At 69.6% G+C, this 15481-nt stretch carries 21 protein-coding genes; 5 read left to right on the top strand and 16 right to left on the bottom strand.

Features of this window, described 5'->3' with window-relative positions; translation table 11 throughout:
* Positions 1–4 precede the first annotated feature (4 nt).
* On the top strand, positions 5–367 hold the full coding sequence (locus GXY15_15030) for a DUF1232 domain-containing protein (GenBank protein NLV42524.1): 363 nt from the start codon (positions 5–7) through the stop codon (positions 365–367).
* Between the two features lie 86 nt (positions 368–453).
* Here the strand turns inward: GXY15_15030 and rpmG are convergent, their stop codons facing one another.
* The 5 genes from rpmG to GXY15_15005 form a co-directional block, all read right to left on the bottom strand.
* Positions 454–627: a 50S ribosomal protein L33 gene (gene rpmG, locus GXY15_15025; protein NLV42523.1), complete on the bottom strand. Its 174-nt coding sequence runs from the start codon at positions 625–627 to the stop codon at positions 454–456.
* Positions 628–669: 42 nt separating this feature from the next.
* Positions 670–1152: a phosphoribosyl-AMP cyclohydrolase gene (gene hisI / locus GXY15_15020; protein ID NLV42522.1), complete on the bottom strand. Its 483-nt coding sequence runs from the start codon at positions 1150–1152 to the stop codon at positions 670–672.
* Positions 1153–1269: 117 nt separating this feature from the next.
* On the bottom strand, positions 1270–2055 hold the full coding sequence (nagB, locus tag GXY15_15015; protein NLV42521.1) for a glucosamine-6-phosphate deaminase: 786 nt from the start codon (positions 2053–2055) through the stop codon (positions 1270–1272).
* 676 nt (positions 2056–2731) lie between these two features.
* Positions 2732–3103, bottom strand: coding sequence for a hypothetical protein (locus GXY15_15010; protein ID NLV42520.1), 372 nt, complete (start codon positions 3101–3103; stop codon positions 2732–2734).
* Positions 3104–3159: 56 nt separating this feature from the next.
* The gene (locus GXY15_15005; protein ID NLV42519.1) at positions 3160–3486 is read right to left on the bottom strand and encodes a hypothetical protein; all 327 of its coding nucleotides are present in this window, start codon (positions 3484–3486) and stop codon (positions 3160–3162) included.
* Positions 3487–3605: 119 nt separating this feature from the next.
* On the opposite strand from GXY15_15005, the gene GXY15_15000 reads away from it, so the two are divergent.
* Positions 3606–4532, top strand: a complete 927-nt coding sequence (locus tag GXY15_15000) for a 2-oxo acid dehydrogenase subunit E2 (protein NLV42518.1) — start codon at positions 3606–3608, stop codon at positions 4530–4532.
* Positions 4533–4633: 101 nt separating this feature from the next.
* The gene (locus tag GXY15_14995; GenBank protein NLV42517.1) at positions 4634–5560 is read left to right on the top strand and encodes a 2-oxo acid dehydrogenase subunit E2; all 927 of its coding nucleotides are present in this window, start codon (positions 4634–4636) and stop codon (positions 5558–5560) included.
* Positions 5561–5573: 13 nt separating this feature from the next.
* Here the strand turns inward: GXY15_14995 and GXY15_14990 are convergent, their stop codons facing one another.
* Together GXY15_14990 and GXY15_14985 are read right to left on the bottom strand one after the other, a co-directional pair.
* The gene (locus tag GXY15_14990; protein NLV42516.1) at positions 5574–5906 is read right to left on the bottom strand and encodes a DUF86 domain-containing protein; all 333 of its coding nucleotides are present in this window, start codon (positions 5904–5906) and stop codon (positions 5574–5576) included.
* Positions 5896–6204, bottom strand: a complete 309-nt coding sequence (locus tag GXY15_14985; GenBank protein NLV42515.1) for a nucleotidyltransferase family protein — start codon at positions 6202–6204, stop codon at positions 5896–5898. The genes GXY15_14990 and GXY15_14985 overlap by 11 nt, the downstream gene beginning before the upstream one ends.
* A gap of 201 nt (positions 6205–6405) precedes the next feature.
* Between GXY15_14985 and GXY15_14980 the strand changes: the two genes are divergently transcribed.
* Together GXY15_14980 and GXY15_14975 are read left to right on the top strand one after the other, a co-directional pair.
* The gene (locus GXY15_14980) at positions 6406–6747 is read left to right on the top strand and encodes a ferredoxin family protein (GenBank protein ID NLV42514.1); all 342 of its coding nucleotides are present in this window, start codon (positions 6406–6408) and stop codon (positions 6745–6747) included.
* Between the two features lie 10 nt (positions 6748–6757).
* Positions 6758–7498 carry a DUF1638 domain-containing protein gene (locus GXY15_14975; protein ID NLV42513.1) on the top strand — a complete coding sequence of 247 codons (741 nt, stop codon included), beginning with the start codon at positions 6758–6760 and terminating at the stop codon, positions 7496–7498.
* Between the two features lie 232 nt (positions 7499–7730).
* Here the strand turns inward: GXY15_14975 and GXY15_14970 are convergent, their stop codons facing one another.
* The 9 genes from GXY15_14970 to GXY15_14930 form a co-directional block, all read right to left on the bottom strand.
* The gene (locus tag GXY15_14970) at positions 7731–8723 is read right to left on the bottom strand and encodes an iron ABC transporter permease (protein ID NLV42512.1); all 993 of its coding nucleotides are present in this window, start codon (positions 8721–8723) and stop codon (positions 7731–7733) included.
* Positions 8720–9514 carry an ABC transporter ATP-binding protein gene (locus GXY15_14965; protein NLV42511.1) on the bottom strand — a complete coding sequence of 265 codons (795 nt, stop codon included), beginning with the start codon at positions 9512–9514 and terminating at the stop codon, positions 8720–8722. The genes GXY15_14970 and GXY15_14965 overlap by 4 nt, the downstream gene beginning before the upstream one ends.
* The gene (locus tag GXY15_14960) at positions 9511–10422 is read right to left on the bottom strand and encodes an ABC transporter substrate-binding protein (protein NLV42510.1); all 912 of its coding nucleotides are present in this window, start codon (positions 10420–10422) and stop codon (positions 9511–9513) included. Before GXY15_14960 ends, GXY15_14965 begins: the two co-directional genes overlap by 4 nt.
* A gap of 3 nt (positions 10423–10425) precedes the next feature.
* Entirely contained in the window at positions 10426–10857 is a 432-nt protein-coding gene (locus tag GXY15_14955) for a hotdog fold thioesterase (protein ID NLV42509.1), read from the bottom strand.
* 133 nt (positions 10858–10990) lie between these two features.
* Positions 10991–11527, bottom strand: a complete 537-nt coding sequence (locus GXY15_14950; GenBank protein NLV42508.1) for a M23 family metallopeptidase — start codon at positions 11525–11527, stop codon at positions 10991–10993.
* A gap of 118 nt (positions 11528–11645) precedes the next feature.
* Entirely contained in the window at positions 11646–12251 is a 606-nt protein-coding gene (locus GXY15_14945) for a nitroreductase family protein (GenBank protein NLV42507.1), read from the bottom strand.
* A gap of 182 nt (positions 12252–12433) precedes the next feature.
* Entirely contained in the window at positions 12434–13018 is a 585-nt protein-coding gene (locus GXY15_14940) for a TIGR00730 family Rossman fold protein (protein NLV42506.1), read from the bottom strand.
* A 5-nt stretch (positions 13019–13023) separates the two neighbouring features.
* On the bottom strand, positions 13024–14196 hold the full coding sequence (locus tag GXY15_14935) for a class I SAM-dependent RNA methyltransferase (protein NLV42505.1): 1173 nt from the start codon (positions 14194–14196) through the stop codon (positions 13024–13026).
* Complete coding sequence (locus GXY15_14930; protein NLV42504.1) at positions 14193–14963, bottom strand: hypothetical protein; 771 nt, start codon at positions 14961–14963, stop codon at positions 14193–14195. Before GXY15_14930 ends, GXY15_14935 begins: the two co-directional genes overlap by 4 nt.
* Positions 14964–15481 lie beyond the last annotated feature (518 nt).

The raw sequence follows: 15481 nt of genomic DNA, 5'->3' as shown, positions 1-15481 counted from the left end.
CGACATGGAAGAGCCGAAGGACCCCGGCGAATACGGCAGGGAGTACGGCGAGGAGAAGTTCTGGGACAAGGCGCGGGCGTCGTTCCAGCAGGCGGGGGAGCGGGTGCTGGAGCTGGCCCTCCAGCTCTTCTTCGCCGCCCGCGACGAGAAGACCCCCGGCTGGGCGCGCACGGTGATCTACGGCGCCCTGGGCTACTTCATCGTGCCCACCGACGCCGTGCCCGACTTTCTCCCCGTCACGGGATTCATGGACGACCTGGGCGTGCTCACCGCCGCGCTGGCCGCCGTGGCCTTCTCCGTGACGGAGGAGCACCGGGCGCGGGCGCGGGAGTTTGTGCGCAAGCTCAAGGAGCGCGCGGGCGCCTGAGCGGCCCCGGCGCAAAAGAAAGGCCGGGACGGAAACCGATGGAATCCGCCCCGGCCCCAATACAGGGTCACCAAAAAGGGAAAAGCCTACTTCTTCTCGCGGTGCACCGTCACCTTGCGCAGGGTCGGGTTGAACTTCTTGAGCTCCATGCGCTCGGGGTTGTTCCGCTTGTTCTTCTGGGTCATGTAACGGGAGGTGCCCGGCGCCTCGGTGCATTCCAGGATCACGTACTCCCTGTTGCCTTTGCTCTTCGCTGCCATCGCTTGCCGCTCCTTTTACTCTCCGGCCCCGGGGGGCCGCGTTCATTTCTTTCCGTACACCTTCTCGGGGTCGAAGGCCTTTTCCGTCTCCTCGTACACCAGGGCGTACTCCGCGCCGCCGCCGCCTGCGGGCACCGACCGGTAGAAGCAGGACCGGTAGCCCACATGGCAGCAGGCCCCGCCCACCGACTCCACCCGGAGCCACACGGCGTCCTGGTCGCAGTCCACCCGGATTTCCCGGACCTTCTGCACCAGGCCGCTCGTCGCGCCCTTGTGCCAGATTTCCTTCCGGCTCCGGCTCCAGTACACCGCCTCGCCGAGCTCGATGGTCTTTTTGAACGCCTCGGCGTTCATGTAGGCCACCATCAGCAGCTCGCCCGTCGCGTAATCCGTCGTCACCGCGGGGATCAGGCCGTCCGCGTCAAACTTCGGCGCGAGCACGGTTCCCGTCTCCACCAGTTCCCTGGAGCTGCGTTCGGCGAATTCCGGCACGTTCTGGGGTTCCTTGCGCGTTTGCGGGCGCATCCCGGCCCGGCCGACCGCGACAGGGACAGCGGTGCCCCGCAGACTACTGGAAAAACGGCGCCTAGTATACAAAATTCCCGCCGGGGAATGCCACCCCCGGGCCGCCCGCCGTGGTTTCTACCGGAAGTCGGCCCACTGGGGGTCGTTTTCGAAGATCCACCCATAGTAGTCGCGCTGGGTGAGGAGGGCGGCGGCCCCGGCGTCGCAGACCATGGTGCAGTTGGCGTGGAGCTGGAGGGCCGTGGCGGAGATCATGGAGGTGACGGGCCCCTCGACCGCCTTGGCAAAGACTTCGGCCTTGGAGTCCCCCGTGACCAGGCCGAGGACGCGGTCCGCCTCGAGGATCGTGCCCACCCCCATCGTCACCGCAAGGCGGGGCATGTCCTCCGGGCGGGGGAAGAGGGGGGCGTTCTGCGCCACCGTCTGCGGCGTGAGGGCCTTCACGCGGGTGCGCGAAAACATGGCGGACAGGGGCTCGTTGAACCCGATGTGGCCCGACTTGCCGATGCCGAGGATCTGGAGGTCTATGCCGCCGTGGTCCTTGATGAGGGCGTCATAGGCCCCGCCCGCGGCCTCGGGGTCCGCCGCCATGCCGTCGGGCAGGTGCGTGTTGCGCCCGTCAATGTTCACATGGCCGAAAAGATGGTGGTTCATGTAGTACCGGTACGAGCCGGGATTGTCCGGCGGCAGGCCCACATACTCGTCGAGGTTGAACGTGACGGCGAGGGAGAAGTCCAGCCCCTCCTCCCGGTGCATGCGGACCAGGCGGGCGTAGAGCCCCTCCATGGTGCGGCCCGTGGCCAGCCCCAGCACCGTGTTCGGCTTGCGCGCCAGCTGCCGCGCCACCACCTGCGCCGCCAGCTCGGTGGCGGCCTCCTTCGTCTCGCGGATGATCACCTGCATGATGCAGCCTTTCCTGCGCGCGCCCCGGAAGGGGGCGTCACGCGTCAACAGTCTTCCCGTCCGTCCACTGGAGAAGAATCCTCTCCGGCGTCTTGTCTCCGGAAAAGTGGCATTGCACACAGTCTCGGACTTGAAGCCGCAGTTCGTCAAGCGTCGCGGCCTCGGTGAAAAGGGAAAGCCCAACGGCTCTGGCGGTGTGCCCGCCCTCCGGCACCTCTGTCACCAGAAAGACAATCTCTTCCATCATCAATGGTTCCCGCCTGGCACGCGTTTTTTCCCAACCCGTTTCGGGGGACATTGTATCCCAGAGAGGGCGGATGAACACGAGGCGCGCACCCACGGCAGCCGCGCCACAATCCCCACACGCTTTCTGAAAAGCGTCTGTTCCATTGCCTGCGGCGGGCCGTCGGCGGCATAAAAAGGGGCGACGGGGTGCCTTCCGTACCGCAGGCGTCCTGCCTGCCTAGCCTTTTCCATGCGTGCGAATTTCGGCTGCCCCTTCAGGGCAAGTCTTTAGGGTGTAACCTCCCCAGGGCAGGCCTGGCCCTTCGGGCGGCGGCCTGCCCTGGGCTATATTCGGATGTCCCGTTGGGACAACAAAGACAAAATCACATGACCGAGGGACGTTCATGCCGCTCGCAGGCGCTTCTCGAAGGGCCGTCTCGTGCGATCGCCCTCACTCCGTCCTTGCCAGGTTTCCGGCGGCGGCGAGAAGGGTGTCGGCGAGGCCGGGGCCGTAGAAGGAGGCGGTGACCTCGTAGCCGCTTTTCGCGTACTCCCCCGCCGTGAGAATGTAGCCGATGTGGTCGTTGGTGAGGACGGCGGAGATTTCCCCGCCGAAGTCGAAAACGAGGGCCTTGGCCCACAGGGTGTCATGGACGCCTTCGGCGGGTTTTCCGGCGCGGTCGCCGTAGCCGCCGAGCTGGGTGGGCGGGTTTGCCTCGAGGGGCGTGATGCCCGCGCGGGCCGCGCCCGCCAGCAGGCCGGGGTCCGCCGCGCCCGTCATCGTCCACACGCCCGCCGCGCACAGCCAGGCCGCGATCGCCATGTTGCCGCTCCTTGGGGTTGCCGCGCGCCCGGGGCCCGGATCACCGGAACGGGGCCTCAGGCGTCCTGTTCGAGGCCGGGCACCGGGTCAATGACGTTCGCCTTGACCAGGGCGCGGTAGGTGTCGTGGCTCACCTGGTCACCGCTGTTGACCACCTTGGCCGAGTTGTCCACGATGACCACAATCTGGCGGACATCGCGGCCCCGCCGCTGGACGAGGGAGCCCTTCTTCATCATCTCGAAGGTGACCGTGAGCACGGCGCCGTCGTCCTTCGCGAAGGCGGCGGCCGAGGCGTCCAGATCATGCACGCGGAACTTCGGCTCCGACGCGATCCGGTCGCGCACGCTGGGCGGCGGCGCCTTTCTTGCCCTTCTGAACAGCACGTTCCAAATCCTTCCACCCGCCCCGAACGGGCGGGCCGCAGGGCGTATTATATACCAAAAGGGGCCGCGCGCCGCACAGAAAGCGTATAATTCGCCATCCTGTCCAGAAGGAGAACGCCATGCAGTTCATCCCGTCCCGCAAGACCACCACGGAGTATTTCGACATCCAGCGGCGCGTCGTCGCGAACAAGACGCTGGAGGGCTGGCAGGAGGCCCCCCACGTCTCGCTGCTGCTGGAGCTGGAGGTGGACCCCGTGCTGGACTGGGTCCGCGCCGCGAAGACGGACCCGGCCTTCGGGGGGGTCCGGGTCACCATGAACGCGGTCCTGCTCAAGCTGGTGGCGGAGGCCCTGCGCGCGGCGCCCGAGATGAACGCCCATGTCAGCTACGGCCGGCAGTCCGCCGTGGGCAGAGTCACCTGCTTCGAGGAGGTGAACATCGCCATCCCCTTCCGCTCCACCGACAGCCGCATGATCACCCCGGTCCTCAAGGATGTGGCGGCGCTGCCGCTGCGGGGGGTGTGCGAGGGCATGGAGGACCTGCGGGCGCGCGCGGCGAACACGGATGTGGACCTGCTCCTGCGCGAGGCGGGGGTGCGCGACACCCTGCGCCGCCTGTTCCGTCTGGACCCGCGCGTGCTCTGGCGGCTGTGGGCGAATTTCCTGGGGCCGGGCCGGCTGCCCCGGGTGTCCGCCGCCGCACGGCGGCGCTTGCGCGAGACGCCGCCGGAAAAGCGCGTCACGCCGGAAAACCTCCTGAGCGCCACCGTGCTCGTCTCCAATGTGGGCAGCACCGCGCCGCGCGGAACCTACTTCGCCGCGCCGCTGATCGTCATCATCCAGCCGCAGACCGCGGCCATCGCGCTCGGTTCCGTCGTGCGGCGGGCCGTGGTGGTCCGGGAAGGCGGGGAGGAACGGGTCGCCGCGCGCAGCATCCTGCCGCTGACCATCATGTTTGACCACCGCGTGATGGACCTGGAGCATGTCCTGCCCTTCATGGAGCGGATGAAAGACTGCTGCCTCCAGCCCGGCCCGGTGCTCGAATAGGCCCCCTTTTCGGCCTTATTCGAACGCGGCCGCCCGAAAATGGTATAGTTGCGCATCCCCGCGGGGGAAGGGGGCGCCTCCGCAATACCACAAGGATTCCCATGCAATTTGTGCCTTCCCGCAGGACCACGACAAAGCATTTCGACATCCAGCGCCGCGTGGTGGCGAACAAGACGCTGGAGGGCTGGCGGAAGGCCCCCCACGCCGCGGCGCAGCTCGACCTGGACGTGGACGCCGTGCTCGACTGGCTCCGGGCCGCGAAGAAGAACCCGGCCTACACGGGCGTCCGGCTCACGCTCAACGCCGTCATGCTGAAACTGGTCGCCGAGGCCCTGCGGTTCTCCCCGGATCTAAACGCCCACATCTCCTACAGCCCCCTGGCCTCGGTCGGATCCATCACCTGTTTTGATGAGGTGAACATCGCCGTGCCCTTCCGCTCCGCCGACGGCCGCATGATCACCCCGGTGGTGCGCGACGTGGGCGCGAAATCCCTGGCCGCCGTCTGCGCGTCCATGGAGGACCTCGCGCACAGGGCCGCAAACACGAACGTGGACCTCCTCCTGCGCAAGGCCGCCGTGGGCGACACGGTCCGCCGCCTGCTCAGGTTTGACCTGCGGGTGCTCTGGCGGATTTACGCCAACTTCGTCGGCCCCAGGCGCCTGCCCAAGGTGTCCCCGGAGGAGCAGCACCGCTGGGACGCCACCCCGCCGGAGGACCGGCTCACACCGGAAAACCTCTTCAGCGCCACCATCCTGGTGTCGAACATCGGCAGCACCACGCCGCGCGACTGCCCCATTTCCGTGCCCCTGCTGGACCTGATCGAGCCCCAGGTCACGGCCATCGGCCTGGGGTCCATCTGCCGCCAGCCCGTGGCCCGCATGGTGGACGGCGAGGAGCGCGTCGTCGTGCGCAGCATCCTCCCCATGACCATCATCGCCGACCACCGCGCCCTCGACCTGGAGCACGCGCTGCCCTACATCGAGAAAATCAACGCGTACTGCCTCGATCCCGCCCAGGCACTGGGATAGCGCGGATTCCCGGTCAGATCCCTGTCATGTCCTGAAGCTTCCGGATGAGTTCCGGAAGTTCGGCGTGTACCGTCTGCCAAACCAGCGTCATATCCACCGCGCCGTATTCGTGGATGAGAAGATTGCGCAATCCGGCCATTTCCCTCCAGGGAAGGTCGGGCTTGGCCTCTTTCGTTTGGGGAGACATTCTCCTCGCCGCCTCCCCCATGATCTCCAAGCGACGCACCACGGCGTCTTGAAGCTGCATGTTGGAGACAAACGCTTCCAGCGAAATGCCCTCCAAATACCGCACAGCCAACCGCGCCGCATCAAGAATGTCCAGCAGGTATGTCCGGTCACGGTCCATACACCAGCTCCGCAGACTTCAGAATGGATTCCCGCCGAAGGGGGTTGCCTCCGGACTCCAGTCCGCGCCGGCTCACCATGTCCACCGGTCTCCCGAGAATTCCGGCCAGCTCATCCCGCATCCGCACCAGGTCGAAAAGCGTGCGGGCCGCGCCGGGTGCGAACGACACCAGCACGTCAACGTCGCTTTCCGGACGAAAATCGTCCCGCAACACGGAGCCAAACAGGGACATCTCCTCGACATCCCATTTCCGGCAGAACGCCGCAATCCGTCCACTGTCCAGCGCGAGGTTTTTCATTGCCACGGCCTCAGGGCGGGCTGTCCGCCACCGTTCGGCGTTCATGGGCCCGCGCGTTGGTTATATACCCTGCGTGCTTCCGTTTCAAGTCGGCCGTTCCCGCGAATATTTTGACGGGTTTCCGCGTTTAGGGCTACAATCAGGAACGCGCCCGCCGGGTGCCTTGTGCCCGGCGCGGAAACCCAGGGAGTGCATCCGTCCATGGCGTTCATCGTCTGCGAGCCCTGCATCAAGTGCAAGTACACCGAGTGCGTGGTGGTCTGCCCCGTGGCCTGCTTCCACGAGGGCGCCAACATGCTCGCCATTGACCCGGCGGAGTGCATTGACTGCGGCGTCTGCGTGGACGCCTGCCCCGTCCACGCCATCTTCTCGGAGGACGAGGTGCCGGAGAAGTGGCGCGAGTACATTGACCTGAACCGCGAGCTCAGCGAACGGTGGCCCGTGATCGAGGAGCAGAAGGAGCCCCTGGAGTCGGCGGAGGAGTTTAAGGACGTGGACGACAAGCGAGCGCTCCTCTCCCCCGACCCCGCGCCGCGCGACTAGGCGCCCCGCCATGCGCTTCAAGCTGCTCTCCTGCGACGTGCTCACCCGCGAGGTGGGCTACTGCCTCTTCAAAACCCCGCACACCGTGGACCCCGTGTTCACCGAGAAGGGCGAGCACAATGCGCCGGGACGGCTCCGGGAACTGCTCCAGGGGCAGATTGACGCCGTCGCCGCCGGGGAGACCGCCTATGACGCCGTGCTCCTGGGCTACGGCCTCTGCGGCAACGCCACCCTCGGCCTGCGCGCGCGCCGCTTCCCCCTCGTGATCCCCCGCGCCCACGACTGCACCACGCTCTTCCTCGGGTCGAAGGAGGCCTTCAAGGAGCATTTCGCCGACAACCCGAGCCAGACCTGGGCGAGCACGGGCTATTCCGAGCGCGGCGCGTCGGTCTTCTCGGACAGCTCCACGCGCGAGTGGACCGGCTCCACGCCCGACCTGGCCAAGCTGGTCGAAATCTACGGCGAGGAGAACGCAAAGTACATCTACGAGACCATGAACGTCACCCACGACAGCGGGTCGGTCTGGTTCATTGACGTGCCCGAGACGCGCTGCGCCGGGGTGTATGAGCGGATCGGGGCCCTCGCCGCGGGCGAGGGCAAGGAACTGCGCCGCATCGCGGGCAGCATCCGCCTGATCGAGGGGCTCCTCTCGGGCGACTGGCCCGAAGCCGACTACCTGGTCGTGCCGCCGGACCACGAGGTCGAGGGGGTCTACGACCTCGACGAGGTCATCCGCGCCCGTCCCGTGTGACCGGTCGCCGCGCGAACGGAGGCGGTCGTGTCCGTTCCAGGGCGCGGCAAGCAGCGCCCCTACGGAAGGGCGCCCCGGTGTCTTCGCGCATGCCCACGGCATGGGCGGGGGCGCGGCAAGCGGCGCCCCTACGGGCGGTGACACCAGTGTTTTCGCCCATGCCTGGAGTACGCGCATGTAGGGGCGCCGCTTGCTGCGCCCTCTTCTTTCGCGGCATGACAGACGCCGCCCGTCAGAACGTCTCCTCCCGCCGCGTCAGCAGCAGCCACAGGAAAAACGGCCCGCCGAGCATGGCCGTGACGATGCCCACGGGAATCTCCACCGGCGCGAGGACGCACCGCGCCACGGCGTCGCACACCGTCAGGAAGGCCCCGCCGAAGAGCAGCGTCGCGGGGAAGAGCCGCCGGTGGTCCGGCCCGACCATCAGCCGGCAGATGTGCGGGGCCATCATGCCCACGAAGCCGATGGGCCCGCACACGGCCACCACCCCGCCCACGGTGAGCGACACGGCGAAAAACAGCAGCCGCCGGAACCGGACCACGTCCATGCCGCGGCTCAGGGCGAGATCCTCGCCCGTGGCCACCAGGTTGAGCTCCTGCGTCATCAGGGCGATCACACCGGCGCCCGTGCCCGCGAAGGGCAGCACGCCCAGCACGGCGTCGTAGCCCACCATGCCCAGCCCGCCCATGAGCCACCGCAGCAGGCGGAAGGAGTCGTGCAGGTTGGCGCTGTACTGCACTGCGAGGATCATGCTGGACAGGAAGAAGCTCACGGCCACGCCCGCCAGCAGCAGCGTCGCCCCGGAGCTGCCCCCGCGCGCCCGCGCCACGCCGTACACCAGCAGGGTGGCCGCCGCCGCCCCCGCAAAGGCCGCCCCGGACGCGCCCCCCGCGCCGAGCAGCGTGCCCGCCAGCCCCAGCCGCAGGTACAGCGCCGCCCCCAGCGACGCGCCGCTGGACACGCCGAGGGTGTACGGCGTCGCCAGGGGGTTGCGGAACAGCGCCTGGAACGCCATGCCGCACACGCCCAGCCCCGCGCCCGCGAGGAAGGCGGTCAGCACGCGCGGCACGCGGATGCGCCAGAAGACCACGGCCTCCATGCCCGCGCCGAAGGGGTCCAGGGCGGCGGACAGGGGGCTGGTGGTCACGCCGAAGAACGGCGCGGCCAGCAGGCAGACCCCCGCGCCGAGGGCGATCAGCAGGATGGGCAGGACGCTCCGCTTCATGGCGCGCCCCTCACGGGGGCCACAATGACTTCGCCGGTCCGCGGGTGGCGGAGGAAGTCGAAGCCCGTGCCGTAGATGTCCTCCAGCAGCGCGGGGTCCGCGGTCAGCGCGCCGGGTTCGCCGAAGAACGCGACCCGCCCCGCCTTCAGCGCCAGCACCTTGCCGCCCGTCAGCGCGCCCTGGTTCAGGTCGTGGGTCACGGAGACCACCGTGAGTCCGTCGCGCCGGTTGAGCCCCTCCACCAGGTCGCCCAGCGCCGCCTGGTGCCGGTAGTCGAGGAAGGTGGACGGCTCGTCAAGCAGCAGCGCGCGCGGCGCCTGCGCCACGGCGGCGGCCACGAAGACCGTCTGCCGCTCGCCGCCGCTGAGGGTGTCCATGCGCCGGTCGAGGAATGCGGCCACGCCGCAGCGCTCCGCGGCGCGCGCCACCGCCTCCTCGTCCGCGCGGCCCGGCCGCCCGAAGGCGTCCAGGTGCGGGTAGCGCGCCATGAGCATGAACTCGCGCGCTGTGAAGGGGAGCGCGCGGCCCTCCGCCTGCGGCACATAGGCCACGCGCCGCGCCAATTCGCGGCGGGGGAGCCGCGCCAGGTCGTCGCCGAACACCCGGATCTCCCCGCGCGCGCCGGACAGCATCCGCAGCAGGCACCGCAGCAGGGTGGTCTTGCCCGCGCCGTTCGGCCCGATCACCGCCAGCGACTCGCCCGCCTCCAGGACAAACCCCACGCCGTCCAGGATCGGTTTCCCGTCCAGGGCGAGGGTGACGCCGTTCAGTTCGAAGGCCGGCGCGGTCATGGCGCGGCCCAGTCGAGTTGCGGGTGGACCGCCCGGGCCAGTTCCTCCAGCGCCGCGCCGACGCGCGGGCCGGGGATGGTGAGATGCGCGCCCTGAAGGACCACGATGCGGTCCTCGCGCGCCGCGCGCAGCCCTTCCAGCCCGCGCCAGGCCGCGGCCGCGTCCTCCGGCGCGATGTCCGTGTCCGACATCACCACCTCCAGAATCATGTCGGGGTCCAGCCGCAGGATCGCCTCGCCCGAGAGGGCCGGATAGTCCACCGCGCTGTCCGGAAAGGCGTTCTCCGCCCCCGCCGCGTCCAGCAGCTGCCCCAGAAAGGTCCGGTGCCCCGCGACATACACCTCCGAGAGGCGCTTGGCCGCGAGATCGCGCCCGGCGGACAGCAGCACGCGGGGGCGCGCCGCGCCCCGCACCCTGTCCCGCACGCGGGTGATCTGGCCGCGCAGCATCGCCGCTGCCCCCCGCCCCTCCGCCTCATGCCCCGTGAGCCGCCCCAGCAGCTCCAGACTCGCCGGGATGTCCTCCAGCAGCGTCTGGTCCACCACCTCCGTGCGCAGGCCGAGCCGTTCCAGCTCCGCGCGGTGGTCCCGGTGCGACGGCATCAGCACCACCAGGTCGGGCGCCAGGCCCACGATGGCCTCGAAATTGGTGTCCAGAAACGCGCCCACGCGCGGCAGCGGGCGCGCCTCCGGCGGCCAGTTGCAGTAGGTCGTCACCCCCACGACCTGCCCGCCCGCCCCCACGGCGAACAGCGACTCCGTGATGCCCGGCGACAGCGAGACGATCCGCCCCGGCGCGGCGGACCCCGCCCCCGCCGCCGTCCCGGAAGACGGCACCAGCAGGCTGCGCGCGGCAAACGATCCCGCAAAGAGGACCGCCGCCGTCGCCGCCATCAGCCAGTAGCGCATGGGCTATTCCTGTGTCGTCCGCTTTGCAACCACGCTGGCGAGGGTCTCCTCCATGATGGCGACGGTGCCGCGGAAGATGGCGATTTTCTTGCCGCGGTCGTCGGTGACGTCCACGTCGTAGGTGCCGAGGCGGCGGCCGCGCTGGATTTCAACGGCCCGCGCGGTGAGGATGCCGTCCGCCGGGGGGCGCAGGAAATTGATGCTCACCGTGGCGGCCACGGAGACCTGGCCGTGGCTGTTCGCCGCGACGGCGAAGCAGAAGTCGGCGAGGGAGAAGATCGCGCCGCCGTGGGCCTTGCCCAGGCCGTTCTGGTGCATTTTGCGGATGGGCATGGTGACGGTGGCCGTGCCCGTGCCCACCTCCGTGACGGTCATCTCCAGCGCCTTCGCCAGCTCGTCCCCGCTGAAATACGCGTCCAGCACCGCTCGGTCCATGCCGTGACTCCTTCATCGTGCGGCCCGGACTTCGCCGGGACCGGAAACCGCTCCCCGTTTCACACGGGGCGGCGGCTTATGCTACCATACGCCCGCACGGTGGCGCGTGTCGGCAGGGGGTCGGCAGGGGCGGTCACGGAAGATAGGGCCGGGGGTTCGTCGCCGTGCCGTTCCGCCGCACCTCGTAGTGCAGGTGCGTGCAGCTCGCGTTGCCCGAGCGCCCGGCCCCCCCCAGAATCTCCCCCCGCCGCACCTCCTGCCCGGGGCTTGCGTGCTGCTTGCACAGGTGCGCGTATGCCGTGGAATACCCGTCCCCGTGATCCACCACGATGATCTTCCCATAGGCCCCCTGGGTCCGCACCTCCGTCACCACCCCGTCCGCCGTCGCCCGCACCGGCGTCCCCTCCGCGCACTTGATGTCTATCCCCTTGTGACGGCGGCTGCGCCCCCGCCGCACCCCGTATTCCGACACCACCTGCCGGTCCGGAGCGTCCACCGGCCAAACCGAGGGGCGGCCGGCCGAAACCCCGGGGGTCTCTTCCGGCCGGCAGGGGTCGTGGTCCGACCACGGCGCGCGCAAATGGGCGCACCCCTGCCCAAAAGCCAGTGTCAGGACGATCAGGCCCGCGGCGCCGAGGGCGCGCAATTTTCCGGTTCGCGGCAGTCTCACTGGGAATCCGGGTCTCCTGTTGAATCAGGGCGAATCCGGAAGTTACCACAGGTCTCCGTCCCCCGTCAACCGAACATTCCCGACTGTTTGGGGGCTAACGGTATGCCTGCGGGACTGCTCAGGCGAACCGGTCCGTCACCACCACCTCGTCCAGCGCGAGCTGGCCGCCCCGGGGACGGGCGGGTTCCACCGCCTTGCCCACGGACACCATCAGCCCTATGACGTGGTCCTCCGGCAGGTTGACCAGTCTGCCCACCGCGTCGAAATCGAAGCCGACCATGGGGCAGGAGTCATAGCCCAGCGTCTTGGCGGCCAGCATGAGGGTCTGCGCCGCAATGCCGCAGGAGCGCATCGCCTCGTCGCGCTGCACCCCCTCGCGCCCCCGGTAATAGGCGTCAATGGCCGGCACCACGAAGTCGCGGAACTCCGGCGGCGCGGTGCGCCAGTAGCGCTCCGGCGACTTCTCCCAGGATTTCAGGTCGGCGCAGAGCACCACCAGCAGCGCCGCGTCCGTCACCTGCGCCTGGTTCCACGCCGCCGCCCTGACCTGCTCCCGGAGCGCCGAATCCCGCACCACGACAAAGCGCCAGTTCTGGATGTTGAAGGAGGTGGGGGACAGCAACACCGCCTCGAAGAGCCGCTTCTCCTCCTCCGGGGTGAGCCGGTGCTCCGGATCAAAGTGCTTCACCGCGCGGCGGGCCTCGATGGCGTCAAAGGTGTTCATGGTGTGTCTCCTTGTTGAAAAACCCCGGTTCCTTGACTCCCAAGGAAACATTCCCCGTGCGGGGGATATTTCTCCGAAAAACATCCGACCGATCGGTCGGATCCGTCGGATCGGTCCGATTCTTCCGCCCCATCGGACCAGTCAGACGGGTCCGACGGGTCCGACTGGTCAGCCCCCCCCGCTCAGAACCACTTGGGCTCGGGCTGGTGGGGCGTGTAGTTGTCCAGATACTCGAAAACGGCCTCGGGGGTCATGCAGACGTGAAACATGTCCAGGGCGGACTCTTTGAGGAAATTCTCCTCAACGAGCCGGGCGAACATCTGGAAGAGGGGGTCGAAGAACCCGTTAACATTGAGGAAGGCGCAGGGCTTGCGGTGGTAGCCGAGCTGCCGCAGCACGAGCACCTCCAGCATCTCCTCCAGCGTGCCGATGCTCCCCGGAAGGGCCACAAACGCGTCCGCCCGCTCCGCCATGATCCGCTTGCGGTCGCGCATGGTCTCGGTCACGACCAGCTCGTCGGCCTCGCGGTAGGCCAGTTCCAGGTCCGCCAGCCGGTCGGGAATCACGCCGACCACGCGCCCGCCCGCCGCGTGGACCGCCAGCGCGCATTCGCCCATGAGCCCGATGTTGCCCGCGCCGTAGACCAGCGTCGCGCCGCGTTCGCCGATGAGCGTGCCCAGCCGCCGGGCCGCCTCCTTGTAGGCCTCGTCCACCGCGCATGACGACGCGGCATAAACACAGATGTGAAGGGGGGCGTCTCCGTGCATTCCGTTCAGTCCCTTTCCAGCAGGCAGGCCGTCTCGACATGGGGAGTGCAGGGGAACAGGTCCAGCGCCACGGCCCGTCTCACCCGCCAGCCCAGCCCCGCAAAGGCCGCCAGGTCGCGCGCCAGCGTGGCGGGGTCGCAGGACACGCACACGATGCGCGCCGCCGCCGCGGCCGCCGCCGCCTCCACCACGGCCGCCGCCCCCGCGCGCGGCGGGTCCAGCACCACCGTGTCCCACCGCCGCCCCGCCGCCAGGGCGCACATGGCCGCCTCGTCCCCCGCCCGGTAGTCGCCCGCGCCGGTCTCCGCCGCCGCCCGCACCGCCGCCCCCGCGTGGTCCATGCCCGTCACACGGACCCCCGCCCGGGCCAGGCCCAGCGACAGGTTGCCGCTGCCGCAGTACAGGTCAAGCAGGGAGCCGCAGTCCCCGGCCATCTCCCGCACCGTCCCCACCAGCAGGCGGTTGAGCGTCAGGCTCGACTGGCAGAAGGTCCCGTTCACCACGGGCACCCCGTCCACCACGAAGCGCGCGCGGGGCCGGGGGTCCCGCGGGGCGTTCACGTTGGCAAAACGCCGCGACAGGTACGGCCCCATCCCCGGAGAGGCCCACAGCATCGTCTCCCCGGTCTCCGGGTGCGCCGTCACGGTGACGGAGCCCTTGATCCGCGTCGGGCCCAGCTCCGCGAGCACGGCGTTCACCGCGTCGTGGCAGAGGGGGCAGGACGCCACCGGCACGATCTCGCGGGTGCCGTGGGCGAAGTAGCCCACATGGCGGCCGTCGCCGTGGAATTCCGCGCGCGTGCGGTAGCCGTGGCGGGACGCCGGGTCGGCCACCCATTCCACCTCCACAGCGATCTTCCCGATGCGCGCCAGGCAGTCGGCGACAATCCGCCGCTTCCACACGGTCTGGGCGTCGTAGGCCAGCTCGCCCCAGACATACGCGGCGTCGGCCTCCGTCCTCCCCTCCAGGCAGGGGATGCGGTCCGGCGACGGCGTCTCCACCGCCTCCAGCGCGCCCCACCATGCCTTGGGCGTGCGGCGGACCACCCGCGCGCGCACCCGGTCGCCGGGGTAGGCGAAGGGCACAAAGCACACCCGCCCGTCCACGCGGCCCAGGCCGTCGCCGCCCGTGGCCAGGGCGGTGATGTCGCAGGTGAAAACCTCTTCAGAGGATGTCATTCAACCCTTTCCGGCGGGGCGCCGTCCTTCTCCGGACCGCGCTCCCGCTCTTCCAGAAGGCACGCCAGCTCCCGCAGAACCCGCCGGGTCCCCGCGCCGGGCGCGCCCTGGTAAAACACCGTAAACACCGCCGGACCCCGCCATCCCCGGCCCGGCGCCAGCGTCAGCGGCCCCGGCAGGCGCGCCACGCAGCGCGCCGCGTCCGGGGAAAACAGCTCGTAGCGCAGCGGGGCCGCCGCGCCCAGCAGCACGCCGATCCCGCCCAGCCCCTTCAGCTCCGCCGCCACGGGGGCAAAGGCCCCCGCCTCCACCGCCAGCCCCTCCGCATGCCGCGCGCCGTCCGGGTCCAGCACCCCCGCGCCGTCGCGGCGCAGCGGCAGGCTCTCCAGCACCGCCTGCGGCACCGTCACCGGCGCGGACCCCGCGTTCAGCACCCGCGTCTCGCGGACAAACGCCGGCAGCCCGTGCGGCGCCGTCACGTCCATCATGAACACCAGCGGCCCCGCCATGCGCCGCAGCGTGAGCTGCGCGCCGAAGGCCGAACACGACTCGCTCCACTCCGGCACCGTCCTTGGCCCCTCCCCCGCGCCAAAATCCGCGGGGTCCAAGTCATGCCCCGGCCCCTCCAGCCACTCCACATACCCCCGCCCGGGAAACACCTGGTGCAGCTCCTCCAGCCGCCCCAAAAACAGCGACCACCGCCGCTCCACCAGCCCGTTCCCCACGGCCGCAACACCGTGGTCTATGCGCGTCCAAGCACGGGTCAAGACAAACCCTCCAATAAAACGCCCATGACACCCGCAACACCCGCCACCGCCCGGCATGCCCGCCCGTGGCGCCGGCGTCCCGCCGGCCTTGTCCGGAACGTCATCACCCGCACCGCCAACCGCCCGCCATGCCCGCCCGTGGCGCCGGCGTCCCGCCGGCCTTGTCCGGAACGTCATCACCCGCACCGCCAACCGCCCGCCACCGCCCGCCATGCCCGCCCCCTGGGGCCGCCAGGCTCCAGCCTGGCCGCTTCCGTCCCGCCGTTCCGCAGATGGTACCACTAATCCCCCGGGCGCTTCTTTCCTGGCCCCCGCCTCTCCCCGCCGCCCCGGGTCCGCGCAGCGCGCAGCGCCTTGGAGTGCGGTAGCTTGCTGCCGCCTTTCTTCGCGCGGGCTTGCCCGCGCGGGGGCACACGAAAACCGACGGCGGCCGTCGCGGCACCCCGCAGTAATTTCGGCTGCCCCGTTGGGGCATGATTCCTTCTGTCCGGGCACCCCAGGGCAGGCCTGGCCCTTCG

This window comes from Candidatus Hydrogenedentota bacterium, from assembly GCA_012730045.1.
Classification (GTDB): Bacteria; Hydrogenedentota; Hydrogenedentia; order Hydrogenedentales; family CAITNO01; genus JAAYBR01.
Note: the sequence above shows the minus strand (reverse complement) of the source record. Positions and strands in the feature narration are given on the sequence as shown.

Excerpts from the sequence above, each read along its gene's own strand:
- GXY15_14955 (NLV42509.1), bottom strand. The coding sequence starts at position 10,857 with ATGGACCGAGCGGTGCTGGACGCGTATTTCAGCGGGGACGAGCTGGCG.
- GXY15_14990 (NLV42516.1), bottom strand. The coding sequence starts at position 5,906 with ATGGACCGTGACCGGACATACCTGCTGGACATTCTTGATGCGGCGCGG.
- rpmG (NLV42523.1), bottom strand. The coding sequence starts at position 627 with ATGGCAGCGAAGAGCAAAGGCAACAGGGAGTACGTGATCCTGGAATGC.
- GXY15_14995 (NLV42517.1), top strand. The coding sequence starts at position 4,634 with ATGCAATTTGTGCCTTCCCGCAGGACCACGACAAAGCATTTCGACATC.
- GXY15_14945 (NLV42507.1), bottom strand. The coding sequence starts at position 12,251 with ATGAACACCTTTGACGCCATCGAGGCCCGCCGCGCGGTGAAGCACTTT.
- GXY15_15010 (NLV42520.1), bottom strand. The coding sequence starts at position 3,103 with ATGGCGATCGCGGCCTGGCTGTGCGCGGCGGGCGTGTGGACGATGACG.
- GXY15_14975 (NLV42513.1), top strand. The coding sequence starts at position 6,758 with ATGCGCTTCAAGCTGCTCTCCTGCGACGTGCTCACCCGCGAGGTGGGC.
- GXY15_14960 (NLV42510.1), bottom strand. The coding sequence starts at position 10,422 with ATGCGCTACTGGCTGATGGCGGCGACGGCGGCGGTCCTCTTTGCGGGA.
- GXY15_14980 (NLV42514.1), top strand. The coding sequence starts at position 6,406 with ATGGCGTTCATCGTCTGCGAGCCCTGCATCAAGTGCAAGTACACCGAG.
- GXY15_14985 (NLV42515.1), bottom strand. The coding sequence starts at position 6,204 with ATGAAAAACCTCGCGCTGGACAGTGGACGGATTGCGGCGTTCTGCCGG.
- GXY15_15030 (NLV42524.1), top strand. The coding sequence starts at position 5 with ATGGAAGAGCCGAAGGACCCCGGCGAATACGGCAGGGAGTACGGCGAG.
- GXY15_14970 (NLV42512.1), bottom strand. The coding sequence starts at position 8,723 with ATGAAGCGGAGCGTCCTGCCCATCCTGCTGATCGCCCTCGGCGCGGGG.
- nagB (NLV42521.1), bottom strand. The coding sequence starts at position 2,055 with ATGCAGGTGATCATCCGCGAGACGAAGGAGGCCGCCACCGAGCTGGCG.
- GXY15_15000 (NLV42518.1), top strand. The coding sequence starts at position 3,606 with ATGCAGTTCATCCCGTCCCGCAAGACCACCACGGAGTATTTCGACATC.
- hisI (NLV42522.1), bottom strand. The coding sequence starts at position 1,152 with ATGCGCCCGCAAACGCGCAAGGAACCCCAGAACGTGCCGGAATTCGCC.
- GXY15_14965 (NLV42511.1), bottom strand. The coding sequence starts at position 9,514 with ATGACCGCGCCGGCCTTCGAACTGAACGGCGTCACCCTCGCCCTGGAC.
- GXY15_14935 (NLV42505.1), bottom strand. The coding sequence starts at position 14,196 with ATGACATCCTCTGAAGAGGTTTTCACCTGCGACATCACCGCCCTGGCC.
- GXY15_14940 (NLV42506.1), bottom strand. The coding sequence starts at position 13,018 with ATGCACGGAGACGCCCCCCTTCACATCTGTGTTTATGCCGCGTCGTCA.